Annotated in this window: 12 protein-coding genes; 4 read left to right on the forward strand and 8 right to left on the reverse strand. The window is 59.1% G+C overall.

Annotation, left to right across the window (positions count from 1 at the left end):
- The 5 genes from secG to aroD form a co-directional block, all read right to left on the reverse strand.
- Positions 1 to 211: preprotein translocase subunit SecG (secG, locus tag V3W31_00835; GenBank protein MEE9613483.1), on the reverse strand; the 211-nt coding region annotated here is incomplete at its 3' end.
- A gap of 245 nt (positions 212 to 456) precedes the next feature.
- A complete protein-coding gene (gene tpiA / locus V3W31_00840; protein MEE9613484.1) occupies positions 457 to 1,230 on the reverse strand; it encodes a triose-phosphate isomerase in 774 nt (257 codons plus the stop codon).
- Between the two features lie 3 nt (positions 1,231 to 1,233).
- Positions 1,234 to 2,433 (reverse strand): phosphoglycerate kinase, encoded by a 1,200-nt coding sequence (locus V3W31_00845; protein ID MEE9613485.1) that lies wholly within the window; start codon positions 2,431 to 2,433, stop codon positions 1,234 to 1,236.
- Positions 2,434 to 2,468: 35 nt separating this feature from the next.
- Complete coding sequence (gene gap, locus V3W31_00850; GenBank protein ID MEE9613486.1) at positions 2,469 to 3,476, reverse strand: type I glyceraldehyde-3-phosphate dehydrogenase; 1,008 nt, start codon at positions 3,474 to 3,476, stop codon at positions 2,469 to 2,471.
- A gap of 38 nt (positions 3,477 to 3,514) precedes the next feature.
- The gene (gene aroD, locus V3W31_00855; GenBank protein MEE9613487.1) at positions 3,515 to 4,249 is read right to left on the reverse strand and encodes a type I 3-dehydroquinate dehydratase; all 735 of its coding nucleotides are present in this window, start codon (positions 4,247 to 4,249) and stop codon (positions 3,515 to 3,517) included.
- A 257-nt stretch (positions 4,250 to 4,506) separates the two neighbouring features.
- Between aroD and V3W31_00860 the strand changes: the two genes are divergently transcribed.
- The 4 genes from V3W31_00860 to V3W31_00875 all read left to right on the forward strand — a co-directional run bounded on the left by V3W31_00860 (position 4,507) and on the right by V3W31_00875 (position 9,961).
- On the forward strand, positions 4,507 to 5,469 hold the full coding sequence (locus V3W31_00860; GenBank protein ID MEE9613488.1) for a methyltransferase domain-containing protein: 963 nt from the start codon (positions 4,507 to 4,509) through the stop codon (positions 5,467 to 5,469).
- A gap of 754 nt (positions 5,470 to 6,223) precedes the next feature.
- A complete protein-coding gene (locus V3W31_00865; GenBank protein MEE9613489.1) occupies positions 6,224 to 7,501 on the forward strand; it encodes an SBBP repeat-containing protein in 1,278 nt (425 codons plus the stop codon).
- A gap of 93 nt (positions 7,502 to 7,594) precedes the next feature.
- Positions 7,595 to 7,882, forward strand: coding sequence for a PilZ domain-containing protein (locus V3W31_00870; GenBank protein MEE9613490.1), 288 nt, complete (start codon positions 7,595 to 7,597; stop codon positions 7,880 to 7,882).
- 240 nt (positions 7,883 to 8,122) lie between these two features.
- Positions 8,123 to 9,961, forward strand: coding sequence for an SBBP repeat-containing protein (locus V3W31_00875; GenBank protein MEE9613491.1), 1,839 nt, complete (start codon positions 8,123 to 8,125; stop codon positions 9,959 to 9,961).
- An 81-nt stretch (positions 9,962 to 10,042) separates the two neighbouring features.
- On the opposite strand, the gene V3W31_00880 is transcribed toward V3W31_00875, so the two are convergent.
- The 3 genes from V3W31_00880 to smc all read right to left on the reverse strand — a co-directional run.
- Positions 10,043 to 10,336: a PilZ domain-containing protein gene (locus V3W31_00880; GenBank protein MEE9613492.1), complete on the reverse strand. Its 294-nt coding sequence runs from the start codon at positions 10,334 to 10,336 to the stop codon at positions 10,043 to 10,045.
- A 71-nt stretch (positions 10,337 to 10,407) separates the two neighbouring features.
- Positions 10,408 to 10,770, reverse strand: a complete 363-nt coding sequence (locus V3W31_00885) for a roadblock/LC7 domain-containing protein (protein ID MEE9613493.1) — start codon at positions 10,768 to 10,770, stop codon at positions 10,408 to 10,410.
- Positions 10,771 to 10,775: 5 nt separating this feature from the next.
- Positions 10,776 to 13,456 (reverse strand): chromosome segregation protein SMC (gene smc, locus V3W31_00890; GenBank protein MEE9613494.1); only part of this gene is annotated, 2,681 nt, incomplete at its 5' end.

Below are 13,456 nucleotides of genomic sequence, written 5' to 3' on the forward strand. Positions count from 1 at the left end.
AGAGCGAGGTTGTCATGAATATCACGGCAGAGGCGGCCGTGAGCTTGGTCAGGAAGGTGGTCGGGCCGGAGCTTCCGAAGAGCGCCTGGCTCGAGCCTCCACCGCCGAAGGACGAGCCTATACCGGCCCCCTTGCCTCCGCCCTGGAGGAGCACAAAGATTATGAGCACGATGCTTACTGCGACATGTAATGCGATTATGGCTGAGTACATATTCTTCTCCGTCCGGGAAAATAATATTTAATTAAATAACATCTCTTCGGGAAATGCAAGGAAAATATACAGCCTACTAAAGGAGTATAAGCTCCAAACACCAATATCCAAATTCCAAACAAATTAAAAATTCCAAATCCAAATGTTCAAAACATCCGCCCGTGGCGTGTTATTTTGGGCTTTGACCATTCGATATTGTTTGGAATTTGATGCTTGAAACTTGGAATTTAGCGGGGGGAGGGTGGTTAGCCCGGTTTTCCGAAGTTGACTATCCTTGCGAAATCCTCCGCCTTGAGGCTGGCCCCCCCGACGAGCGCCCCGTCTATGTCGGGCTGGGCCATGAGCTCGTCGATATTGCCGGGCTTGACACTCCCGCCGTATATGACGCGTACCCCTATTACGGAGTTAGCGTCGTAGATTTCGAAGAGCAGTTCCCTTAGGGCGGCGTGGACCTCCTCGGCCTCCTCGGCCGTGGCAGTGCGGCCCGTGCCGATGGCCCATACGGGTTCGTAGGCTATGACCACCTTCTTCATAAGCCCCGGGCTCACGCCTTCGAGCGCCCTGGAGACCTGCGAGGTGACCACCTCGAGTGTCTTCCCCGCTTCCCTCTCTTCGAGGGTTTCACCCACGCACACGATGGGCTTGAGCCCGCCCTTAAGCGCGGCCATGGTCTTTTTGTTCACCCTCTCGTCGGTATCGCCGAAGAGCTGCCTCCTCTCGGAGTGGCCCACTATGACGTAGGTGCAGCCGACGTCCGTGAGCATCCCGGCCGATATCTCTCCGGTGTAGGCCCCGCTCTCTTCCCAGAAGAGGTCCTGGGCGGCGAGAGTTATGGGGCTGTCCGCGGCGATGAACTTTATGTGGTGGAGGGAGGTGAAGGGGGGGGCCACGACCACCTCCACATGCCCCCCCCCTCCTGCGGCCCCTTTTATGAGATCCCTGAGCCCCATTACGAGCTCCACCCCCTCGCCGGTGGTGGTGTTCATCTTCCAGTTGCCTGCCATTAGCGGTGTGCGCATGGTCTAATGGGTTTTCCGCCTCAGGGCCGCTATGCCCGGGAGGTCCTTGCCCTGGAGTATTTCGAGGAAGGCGCCGCCGCCCGTCGATATGTAGCTCATCTTGGCGTACTCCCCGGCGCGGTGGATGGCCACGTCCGTATCTCCCCCGCCGACGATGGTAAGGGCGTAGGTGTTGGCGACGTTGCTGACCATGGCGAAGGTCCCCCGGCTGAAGGCGTCCATCTCGAAGACCCCCATCGGGCCGTTCCAGATAATGGTCTTCGCGTTCTGTATGGCCTCGGAGAAGAGCGTGACCGTGGCGGGCCCTATGTCGAGCGCCATCCACCTCTTCGGTACCTCCTGGTATGTGACGACCTTTGTCTCGGCCGAGGGGGAGAACCTGTCGGCCACGACGAAGTCCACGGGGAGGTAGAGGTTTATCTTCCTGGCCCGGGCGTACTTCAGTACTTGCTTCGCCTCGTCGAGGGCCCCTTCTTCCATAAAGGATTTTCCCATTTCGAAGCCGAGGGCCTTGTAGAAGGTAATTGCCATTCCGCCGCCTATTATGAGCTTATCGGCCTTTTCGCAGAGGCTCTTCAGGAGGCCTATCTTGTCCGAGACCTTCTTTCCCCCTATTATGGCCACGAGCGGCCGCATGGGGTTTTCCATGGCCCGTGCGAAGTAGTTAAGCTCTTTTTTCATGAGGAAGCCGGCCCCGTACTCCTTAACGTACCCGGTGACGGCCACGTTGGAGGCGTGCGCGCGATGGGCCGTGGCGAAGGCGTCGTTTATGTAGATGTCCGCGAGCTCCCCGAGCTTGGCGCCGAACCCCTCGTCATTCTTTTCCTCCCCGGGATGGAAGCGGAGGTTTTCGAGGAGCACCACGTCGCCGGGTGCCATGGCCGCCACTATCTTCTTTGTCTCCTTGCTCGTGCAGTCCGGGGTGAGCCGGACGTCCTTATCGAGGAGCCGGGAGAGCCTCTTGGCCACCGGAGCGAGGCTCATGGACGGGACCTTCTTACCCTTGGGCCTCCCGAGGTGCGAGGCCAGTATCACGCGGGCCTTCTCGTCGAGCGCGTAGTTTATGGTGGGGAGGACCGCCCTTATCCGCGTGTCCTCGGTGATGTTGCCCTTCTCGTCGAGCGGGACGTTTAAGTCCGTCCGCATGAGGATGCGCTTCCCCCGGATGTCCAGGTCGTCTATGAACTTTATTCCTTTATCCATTTATCATTACCGTTTGTCCGGCGTGAGCCTCCGTTTTATAAGCCTTTCTCCGCCAGGAACTTCACGAGGTCCCGCATCCTGCAGGAAAAGCCCCACTCGTTATCGTACCAGGAGAGCAGCTTGACCAGGTTCCCGCCGATAACCTTTGTCGAGGGGGCGTCCACTATGGAGGAGGCGCCGACGCCCTTGAAGTCTATGGACACGCACTCCTCTTCGCAGACCTCCAGTATCCCCTTGAGCTTCCCGTCGGCGGCCCCTTTGAGCGCGGCGTTCACCTCCTCGGCGGTGGCGTCCTTTTCGAGCTCGGCCACGAGGTCCACCACCGATACGTTAGGCACGGGCACCCTTATGGCCATGCCGTCGAGTTTCCCCTTGAGTTCGGGGAGGACCAGCCCGACGGCCCTGGCGGCCCCGGTGGTCGTGGGTATCATCGAGATCGCGGCGGCACGCGACCTCCTCAGGTCCGCGTGAGGGAGGTCGAGGAGGTGCTGGTCGTTGGTGTAGGAATGGACCGTGGTCATAAGGCCCTTCTTTATGCCGAAGCTCTCGTGCAGCACTTTTGCCACGGGCGCCAGGCAGTTGGTCGTGCACGAGGCGTTCGATATGGTGCGGTGCTTCTTCGGGTCGTATTTGTCGTGGTTCACTCCCATGCAGATCGTTATGTCTTCGCCCTTGGCCGGGGCCGATATTATGACCTTTTTGGCGCCCGCGTCTATGTGGCAGTGCCCTCCCTCGCAGTTGGTGAAGCGCCCGGTGCACTCGAGCACGACGTCCACCCCGAACTCTCCCCACTTGAGCTTCTCCGGGTCGCGCTCGCTCGTTATCTTTACCTCCCTCTCGCATACGACGAGCGAGTCGTCGGTGGCATCCACCGGGCAGCCGAGCCGCCCGAAGACCGAGTCGTACTTCAAGAGGTGCGCGAGAGTCCTGGCGTCGGTGAGGTCGTTTATCACCACGATCTCTATCTCGCTGTCGTTCAGGCAGGTCCGAAAGATGTTCCTCCCTATCCTGCCGAAACCGTTTATTGCGACCTTTATTGCCATTCTGTTATTCCTCCGTGGGAAGTTTTTTAAAAGCCCCCTTAAAACCCAAAGACCTTCAGTTCCTTCTTTATGGTGCTTACCGGAAGCTGGCCCGGCGCGGTCGAAGCCGTTGTTGCACGCATTGTTTTATCCACTGTTGTATCCATTATAGACCCGTAGGTCAGGAGCGAGCCGAGTATGGGGAAGAATATCCGGGATGCGACCCCGTAGCCGCCCATGGCGATGACTATGAGGTCGTCGGAGTCCACGAGGAGCCCCGCAAGTCTCTTGAGGTCGTCTTGTCCCCTGGCCAGCGTAGCGACCTTTACCATATCGGCGCCGGCGGCCCTGGCCCGCCGGACCTTCTCCGAGAGGGCTTTGGTCCCCGGGGTGGACCGGAAGTCGTGGTACGAGACGATGACTTTTTTCCTGTGGCGCCGGGCGCACGCCACGACGTCCTTCAGTATCCTCCCGGAGCCGAGCTCTATGTCCACGGCGTGGACTGCGGGGGTAAGGGCGCTGAAGAGGGCGAGCCTTTCGGCGTCCTTGAGGTCGTTCCTTCCGCCCTCTTTTTTGCTCCTTACGGTAAGGATGAGCGGGATGCCGCGCGCGGAGAGCTTCTTTATCGCCTCTTTTATCCTCTGCGGGTCCCTGTCCCTGAAGGTATCCACCCGCAGTTCAAGGATGTCCGCCCCGCTTGCGAGCGCCTTCTTGACGGTCCTCCCGTCTACGTTCCCCGTAACCACCCCGGCCACCCGGGGGAGGATGCCGAGTGTGAGACCTCGTAGCTTCATCGAAATTTATCTCCGGATAGGGGCAAAACACTATATAGATACCCAAAAATCACCAAAAAGTCAAGGGGTGCTGCCGCACTGGCAACGTGTGTGCGGCCCTTTATAACGTTAGCACCCTGTGCTACGGTCGATAGTTTCTAAATTTAAACACCATCATGGTGCCGCAGATGGCCTGCCAATGGGCTTGAAAAAACGGCTGTATCTGGTAGAATCATTTAACGTTAATACCTTAATAAATCATTGCGGAGGTGTTTTGTATGGACGGACGGATAAGGGATTCGGTAAGGGACTTTTACGGGGACGCCGCGAGGGAGCAGATGCCCGCGCTCTGCTGCCCTACGAGCTATAGCAAGGAGGACACGGCCCACATCCCCAAAGAGGTGCTCGATATATCTTACGGCTGCGGCAGCCCCATAGGGGAGGCCGGGGTAAGGGAGGGGGAGACGGTGCTGGACCTCGGAAGCGGCGGTGGGATAGACTGCTTTATCGCCGCCAAAAAAGTGGGGAGTTCCGGGAGGGTCATAGGGGTGGACATGACCGACGACATGCTCCTGAAGGCGAAAGAGGCCGAGCGGGAGGTCGCGGAAAAGCTCGGTTTCTCCAACGTCGAGTTCAAGAAAGGGTTTTTGGAGGAGATACCCGTCGAAGACGGCTCAATCGACCTCGTCACATCCAACTGTGTCGTGAACCTGTCACACGATAAGGGGAAGGTCATGGAGGAGGTCTACAGGATACTGAGACACAAGGGCCGCTTCTGCATCTCGGACGTGGTGTCGGAAAAGGAGGTCCCCGAGAAGATGCGTGCCGACAGGAAGCTATGGGGCGAGTGCATATCCGGGGCGCTAAAGGAGGACGACTTCATCGATATGTCGAGGAAGGCGGGCTTTTACGGCCTGCACGTCGAGAGCCGCTACCTCTACCATGAAGTAGAAGGCATGAGCTTTCATTCGATAACGCTTAAGGGTTACAAGTTCGATAAGGGAGCCGAATGCCTTTATAAGGGCCAGTACGCCATATACCACGGCCCCTTCAAGTCGGTCCATGACGACGAAGGGCACGAGTACCCGGCCGGAACGCCGGTCGAGATATGCACCGACACGGCCGAGAAGCTGTCGTCTGCTCCATACAGAGGACTATTTACGGTAGTGGATACGGACGGCAAGGTGGAGGGCGCGGCCTGCGAGCCCGATGAGGGGGGAGGGGATGGTGGCTGCTGTTAGTTGCCGCCCTTTCCGGGAAGCCGCCCCGTCCACCGTATTTACATCATACCGAATCCATAGCATACCCAGCTTTTTCTATAAAAAACAGCACTAAAAATACCAAATCGGTCCCTTCGCCGCCTGAAATCCCCACTTTTGGGGGATAGACAAAGGGGGAGCTTTATGTTATATCAGAGTGCAATCTCCCCTTTGTGGGAGAGTCGAGCTGCCCGGCATGGCCGATACAGCTTGACCGTAAGGCGGAAAGAAGTTGGGATGGGCCGGGCAGGGAGACTGGAGGACTACTTCCTTTTTTAAGTACTAATCGTTCATTCACCTGCCCCCGCTTTTTCAAGCTCTTTCCCCGCAGACAAGAAAGCTTTAAGTGCTTCCGTGTCTTTTCTTTCGCCCGGGCATACGTCCGAGGTCCGGGCGGGAGCGCGGGCTGTTACGGGAGGCCTGATGACCGGGTTTCCCTGCGAGGACACGCGTGCAAGGCCCCGTTCCGCGCGGCATAACCGCATCTGGGACGGCTTGATGACGAGCGAACTGCTTGATGACGAGCAAACGGCTTGACGAAGAGCCGGCTACGACTTAAAAGGAGGCCTTTATGAAAAGCACGAGGCGAAAGTCCGCCCGCCCGCCCCTGGCCGGAGCGATCTCAACGGGGAGGTGCGACCGGAATTGGAGGACTGTTTTCCCTCTTTGCGTTGTCGCGGCACTTTATCTTATTATCCCGTCCTTAGTCCATGCGGCGGATGTTACCGAGGAGTGGGTGGCAAGGGACGCCGCCGAGGGGAACGGAGCCCGGGGCATTGCCGTGGATTCGTCCGGCAACATATATGTGACGGGGGATGGTGACGAAGGCATCTATACGATAAAGTACGATAGTGCCGGGAACGAGTTCCCGGACCAGTTCGGGCTGCATACCGGCGCCCGGGACGGTTCCTCTATCGTCCTCAATTCATCGGCCAACGTCTACGTGGTGGGCAACGGGCTCGATATAATAAAGTACCTTCCAGACGGGACCGTCGATTGGGCCTGGGACCGCTCCGGTTTCCAGAGCTTTGCCGTTGACTCCTCGGAGAACGTGTACGTAGCCGGGTTGACCGACGACGGCAACTTCCTCGCCGCAAAATACCTTCCAGACGGGACCGTGGCCACGGGTTGGCCCCAATACTACGATGGTTGCGAATGGGGTAATACCATGGGTCTGCAGGTAGACTCCGCGGGTAACGTATACGTGCTGGGTTCGGGGACGGACGTGGTCGGTCCGGACATCGATCCCAGCGAATACTACTCCGTCACGTTAAAATATAATGCCGGCGGGGAGCTTCTGTGGCATAACGAAACGCCTCTCAGCCCCAACAGCTACCCTAATGTCATGGAACTGGATTCGGCGGGCAACGTCTATGTGAGTGGATATTGGTCCCCCGGCATAGACGAAGAAAATGATACCTTTATCATAAAGTACGACACTGACGGCAATAAGCAGTGGACTGTATCGTATGACTATGGCAATTACGGATACCGGGACATACCCATGGGAATTTCCATGGACCCTTCGGGCGACTACCTTTATGTGGTAGGCAAGAATAAGAGTTCTTTCGGCAGTGATCTTACCGTGGTGAAGTACGACGCCGTGGATGGGACCATGCTGTGCGACGCGAGGTATGCCGGGCTCGAAATACACGATTTTGATAAACACCAGGCCGTTGACCAGTCGGGGAATATATACGTTGCGGCTTCTACCGCCGGTGGAGACAACCGTGATTACGTCACGGTAAGATACAACAGGGATTGCAACGCACAGGGGGAACTGGACCTGGCATGGGTTATGACGTATGACGGCGGCTATGGTGATTTTGTATATGGCATGGCCGTGGATAGCGCGGACAACGTCTATGTCACGGGGGGGAGCTACTCCCCCAAAAGCGGGTTTGGCTATGCCACGGTCAAATACAGCCAGGGGGAGGGCGACGGGTCCGTCGCCTTACCGGACAGCGTAAACCTGCTCGTTGCCGGGGAGGTTATCGACAGCACTCCCAGGTAACAGTTCGGAAGTTGCTTTCCGCGGGTCGGAGTTGCTGAGGGATGAAATAAAGAGGCCGGAGCGCCGGAAACTTTTATTTAAGAAAAGGAACAGGTGGAAGAAAAACGCACTCATATAAGAGAAGGTCTTTCCGAGCACATCACCTGCGAGCTAAGCTCGTGGAGGGGAAAGGTGGAGGCCTTTTTCGTGAAGGCCGTTAACGTCTCAAAGGACGGGGCCTGTATAGTAGCGGAGCGTCACCACAAACCGGGCAGCGTGGTGAGCCTCAGGGTCCCGTTCGAAGGCGCCGGGGTCAACTTCCCCGGTCTTGCCGAGGTCAGGTGGACGGCCCCGGCAGGGGAAGGCGGCGGCTTCAGGATGGGGCTCAGGTTTTTAGCGTAGGGCCCCGGGTCATACGATATAGTCCGATAAGGCCGTGGGGCCGGCTTCAAAGCCGGCCCCACGGCCTTTCTTATTTGGAGTAGTTTCGGACTCGCGAAAAATGGGGGAAAACTGGAAGGTTCTGGGTAAAGATGGTGATAAAGGTTATGGTTTAAAAATCCCCACTTTTGGGGGATAGACAGGGGTGGGGATTCATGCTATATAGGAGGTGTATATCCTTAAAAGGAGGCCCTATACTATATGAACGGCATAGATCAAAAGCTCGTTGACAAGGCCCTTACCGCGATATCAGGGGCAGTCGTTTTATTGTTATGTGGGGCTCTTCCTGGGGGGGCGTCCGCGGCCACGGTTACGGAGGAGTGGGCCGTCCGCTACAACGGGTCGGGGAACTCCTCGGATGCCGCCTATGCCATGGCCGTGGACGGCGAGGGCAACGTCTATGTTACGGGGTATAGCTACAGCGATACCGATAGCGACTATGCCACGGTCAAGTACGATGCCGACGGCATCAAGCTATGGGAGGCCCGCTACGACGGGCCCGGGAATTATTCACAGGAATATGCCTATGCCCTGGCCGTGGATAGCGCGGGCAACGTCTATGTCACCGGGGAGAGCTACGGCGAGGGCACCATGAGGGATTACGCCACAATCAAGTATGATGCCGACGGCACGGAACTATGGGTCGCCCGCTACAACGGGCCGGGAAACGGGTGGGATGTCGCCTATGCCCTGGCCGTGGATAGCGCGGGCAACGTCTATGTCACCGGGAAGAGCTACGGCATAGGTTATATGACCGGATATGACTATGCCACGGTCAAGTACGATGCCAACACCGGCACGGAACTGTGGGTCGCCCGCTACACCGGGCTGGGAAGTTACTTTGATTCCGCCTATGCCCTGGCCGTGGATAGCGCGGGCGACGTCTATGTCACCGGGGAGAGCTACGACGGCACCGTATATAACTATGCCACGGTCAAGTACGCTGCCGCCGACGGCACGCAGCTGTGGGTCGCCCGCTACCGCAAAGGGTCTGCTTCGGCCCTGGCCGTGGACGGCGCTGGCAGCGTCTATGTCACGGGGCGCAGCTACGGAGACTATACCACGATCAAGTACGATGCCGACTACGGCGTTGCGCAGTGGGTCGTCCGCTACAGAGGGTCTGCTTCGGCCCTGGCCGTGGACGGCGCGGGCAGCATCTATGTCACCGGGACCAGCTACGGCGACTATACCACTATCAAGTACGCTCCCAATGGCACGCAGCAGTGGGTCTCCCGCTACGACGGGCCGGGGGGCTACCCCGATACCGCCAGTGCCATGGCCCTGGACGGCGCGGGCAACGTCTATGTCACGGGGCGCAGCTCCGGCACCGGCGGCGTCACCAGAAACGACGGATATGACTATGCTACGGTAAAGTACGACCCCAACACCGGCGATGAACTGTGGGTCTCCCGCTACGACGGGCCGGGGCCGGGGGACTACTATGATGCCGCCCATGCCCTGGCCGTGGACGGCTCGGGCAACGTCCATGTCACGGGGACCAGCTACGACGAGAGCACCGGATACGACTATGCCACTATAAAGTACAGCCAGCCCAAGGACCAGGACGGCGACGGTGTCTCTGACGACGCCGATAACTGTCCGGCAACACCTAATGCCGACCAGGTCGATATGGACGATGACGGCATAGGAGACGTATGCGATGACAGCGACGGCGACGACCTCTTTGACAGCGTTGACGTCTGCCCCTATGAAAATCCGACCAGCTTCGACGCGGACCACGACGGCTGTATAGACGGGTTCAGCGGGCTCAAGGACATGGTCGACGCGCTTGTGGCCGCGGAGGTCATAGCCCCGAAGCTTGGTAATAGCCTGCTCCGGAAGATAGCGAATGCCGAGAAGTCGGCCGACAAGGGTGAGGTCTGCGCGGCCATAAGCCATATCGAGGCCTTCGTAAACGAGATAAACGCTCAGACGGGCAAGAAGGTGGTGGCCGGGGATGAGGTCAACGGGCTAATAGCCTACGCCGGGAGCGTCATATCGTATCTCCAGAGCCTGTTTCCCACCGGCGAGAGTTGCTGAGGGTATAAAGGGTATAATAAAGGAAGAAGGGGCGGGCCAAAGGCCCGCCCCTTCTTTATCTTAACAGTATCGGATAACCCCCTACGCCAGAAACCTGAGTCCCATCCTGAACCCGCCGCCTTCCCCTGCCGGGGCCGTCCACCTGACCTCGGCAAGGCCGGGGAAGTTTATCCCGATCCCGGCGCCCTCGAACGGGACCTTGAGGCTCACCACGCTGCCCGGCTCGCGGGTACGCTCCGCCACTATACAGGCCCCGTCCTTTGAGACGTTAACGGCCTTCACGAAAAAGGCCTCCAGCTTACCCCTCCACGAGCTTAGCTCGCAGGTGATGTGCTCGGAAAGACCTTCTCTTGCATGAGTGCGTTTTTCGTCCACGTGATCCGTTCCTTGAATAAAAGTTTCCGTCGTTCCGGCCTCTTTATTCCGGCCCTCAGCCCATCATGGGCTCAGCCCATTTCTTTTTTGATCTTCGCTATGGCTTTTTTCGATTCGAAGATGGCCCTGCCGAGCGGCCTGCCCCTGTGCAAGGTGACGAGCAGGTAGTAGCCGTCCTTGATGGTGGTTATGGCGAGCCTGGCGCCGGTGGTGGATATGCCCACGGACTCGACCTCGCCGCCGTCGTCCTGGCGGGAGGTGACGTCCCGGAGCATATTCAGGATGATCCCCTTGTGGGCGCCTATCTCGGCGAGTTCGAGATCGTCAGTGGCCGAGAACGAGTCCACGGCTTCTCCCTCCCAGTCGAGCATTATGGCGCCAGTGGCGCCGGCCCTCTCCGCGAGCTCCGTGAGTATGGCCCTGAAGACCGACACCGCCCCTACATAACGACGGAGACGGTCTTCGACACCCCCGGCTCCTCCATGGTTATGCCGAAGAGCGTGTCGACCATCTCCATGGTGCGTTTGTTGTGCGTTATAAGGACGAACTGGCTCTTGTCGGACATCTCCCTGACGAAGCCGTTGAACCGGTCTATATTGACGTCGTCCAGCGGCGCGTCCACCTCGTCGAGGAGGCAGAAGGGGCTCGGCTTTATGAGGAATATGGAGAATATGAGGGCGATGGCCGTTAGCGCCTTCTCGCCTCCGGAAAAGAGGTTTATGCCCTGAAGCCTTTTCCCCGGAGGCTGGGCCACTATCTCTATGCCGCTCTCCAGCACGTCCCCGTCGCCGGTGAGTCTCAGCTCGGCCTTGCCTCCGCAGAAGAGTTTCGGGAAGGTCTCCTTGAACTTCCCGTTTATCTCCTCGAAGGTCTTCCTGAACTTCTCCCGCGTGGTGCGGTTTATCCTCGTTATGGCCGCCTGCAGGCTCTCCACGGCCTTCATAAGGTCTTCCTGCTGCTCGACGAGGAAGCGGTGTCTCTCCTCGAGCTCCCCGTACTCCTCGAGCGCGGAGAGGCTCACCTCGCCCATGGCGCCCACCTTCTTCCTCAACTCCTCGGCTCTCTCCTCCAGGGACGAGAACTCCTCGCCCTTAAGCTCTTCTCCCGGCTCGTAGCGGTCGATCTCGGTCCCGTACTTCTCGATTATCCTCTCCTTCAGGTGGTTGGTGCCGAGCTCTATCTCCTTAAGCTCCAGCTCCGAGCGGCCCTTAAGCTCCTGCGCCCCGGAGAGCTCACCGGTAAGGGCCTTGACCTCCCTTTCGAGTTCGGCCCTGGTTACGGAGAGCCCGGTGAGGGCTTCTTCCTTGAGTATCTCGTCCTTCCTTATGGAGTCTTTCCTCTCGAGCAACTCCTCGACCTTCGCCTTGTGGGCCGAGGCCTCTTCCGTCCTGGCCGTCGTCTCAAGGCGCCCCGTCTCTATCTCCTCTTTTTTGGAGGTGAGCCTTCCCGCGGTATCTTCGGTGAGGCGCTCTTTTTCAGCGAGTTGCCCGCTTAAATGTTCACGGCGCCCCTCGGCCGAGGCAAGGGCCACCTTTATCTCCGTCATGGTGTGGGCGAGCGACTCCTTCTTGACGCCGAGCTCTCTTACCTCCCCGGCCAGCGCGGCGGCCTCCTTTTCCGTCTTTTCCAACCCCGCCTCGATCGACTCCCTCTCGGCCGAAAGCCCGGCCTTCCTCGCCGCGGCATTCGTCAAACCCTCACCGGCGGACTCTATCTCCGAGGTGAGCGCGTTCCTCCGTAAGGCGAACCTCGAAATCTCTTCCTCGTATACCTTCAGCCTGCCGTCGAGGTTGACCCGCTCCAGCTCTTCGGTGTGCAGCCTCTCCTTGGACGTGTCGAGCAGTTCCCTGGTGGAGAGTGTAGAGAGCTGCATCTCCTTCAGCGCCTCTTCAAGGGCCGAGAGGTTTTGGGTTAAGACGGGGAGCGCCTCCCAGAGCTCCCTTATCTCGCGTTTTGTCTGGAGCACTCCGCCGTCGGAGCCGTTGGTGTGCCCGCCGGTTATTATCCCCTGGGGGTCTATCATCTCGCCCTTCGGGGTTACGAGCGTGCTGGAGATGCCGTTCCTCTGCCATATCGCCATGGCACTCGTCATGTCGTCGACCAGGAGCACGTCTCCCATGAGGTAGTTAACTACCGCGCGGTACTCTTCCTTTACGGACACTTCGTTTATGAGCGCCCTGGTGCCCGAGGGCGGGGTGTCGTAGGAGGGCGAGCCGGCATGATAGCGCGGCGGCCTGGTGTCCTTCAATGGGACGAAGCTCCCGCGGCCCGAGGCGTGGACGTTCAGGTACTCTATGGCCTCCACCCCTTCCTTCTGGCTCTCCACTATGACGTACTGGAGCCTCTCTCCGAGCACGGCCTCCACGGCCCTCTCGTAGCCCGGGGAGGCCTCCATGACGTCGGCCAGGAGCCCGTGCATGCCTCCCTCCCTCCCGGACTTCATGACGGCCGTGATGCCCTCCTTCGAGCCGTTCAGGCCGGAGCCCATCTCCTCGAGCGCCTCGAGCCTCGCGCTCTTGGCGGCCCGTTCTTCATCGAGGGCCTTCCTCTCGGCGGTCTTGAGCAGAAGCGCGTTTTCCAGTCCGGCGAGCTTCTCGGCGGCCCCGGCGAACTCGGCTTCGGCCGCCTCGCGCTTCCCTCCGGCGTTTTCCATCTCGGCCTTAAGGCCTTCGATGGGGCCTTCCTTCGTCTTGAGCTCCGCTTCCGCCTCATCGAGCTCGGCCCAGGCCTTAGCCTCTCTTTCCCTCAGAAGCTCCTCTTCCTTCAGGAGCGCCTGGATGGAGTGCTTTATGTCCGAGACGGCGGTCATGGCCTCAAGGGCCGTAGCCTCCGCGGCCCTGCGGCGTGAGTCCTTATCGTTAAGCTCTTCGAGAAGGCCCGCCGTGGTGCCCTCGCATTCGGAGAGCCTCGTGCGCTCCTCTTCGACTTTCCCTTCCATCTCGGAGGCCGCGGCCCTGAGGGTTTCCATCTCTTCCTCGATGCGGCCCTTCTGCCGGGTGAGGTCTTCGACGTCGAAGGAGAGCCGCTCCTCGCTCCTCTTAAGTTCCTCGACCCTCATCCGGGCCATCTCTTCGGCGCGTTCCTCCTCGTTCAAGAGTTTTTCCAGATCGTGAGTTCTCT

The sequence above is a fragment of the Thermodesulfobacteriota bacterium genome, assembly GCA_036482575.1.
In the GTDB taxonomy this organism is placed as follows: Bacteria; Desulfobacterota; GWC2-55-46; order GWC2-55-46; family JAUVFY01; genus JAZGJJ01.

Excerpts from the sequence above, each read along its gene's own strand:
- gap (MEE9613486.1), bottom strand. The coding sequence starts at position 3,476 with ATGGCAATAAAGGTCGCAATAAACGGTTTCGGCAGGATAGGGAGGAAC.
- aroD (MEE9613487.1), bottom strand. The coding sequence starts at position 4,249 with ATGAAGCTACGAGGTCTCACACTCGGCATCCTCCCCCGGGTGGCCGGG.
- V3W31_00845 (MEE9613485.1), bottom strand. The coding sequence starts at position 2,433 with ATGGATAAAGGAATAAAGTTCATAGACGACCTGGACATCCGGGGGAAG.
- V3W31_00875 (MEE9613491.1), top strand. The coding sequence starts at position 8,123 with ATGAACGGCATAGATCAAAAGCTCGTTGACAAGGCCCTTACCGCGATA.
- tpiA (MEE9613484.1), bottom strand. The coding sequence starts at position 1,230 with ATGCGCACACCGCTAATGGCAGGCAACTGGAAGATGAACACCACCACC.
- V3W31_00860 (MEE9613488.1), top strand. The coding sequence starts at position 4,507 with ATGGACGGACGGATAAGGGATTCGGTAAGGGACTTTTACGGGGACGCC.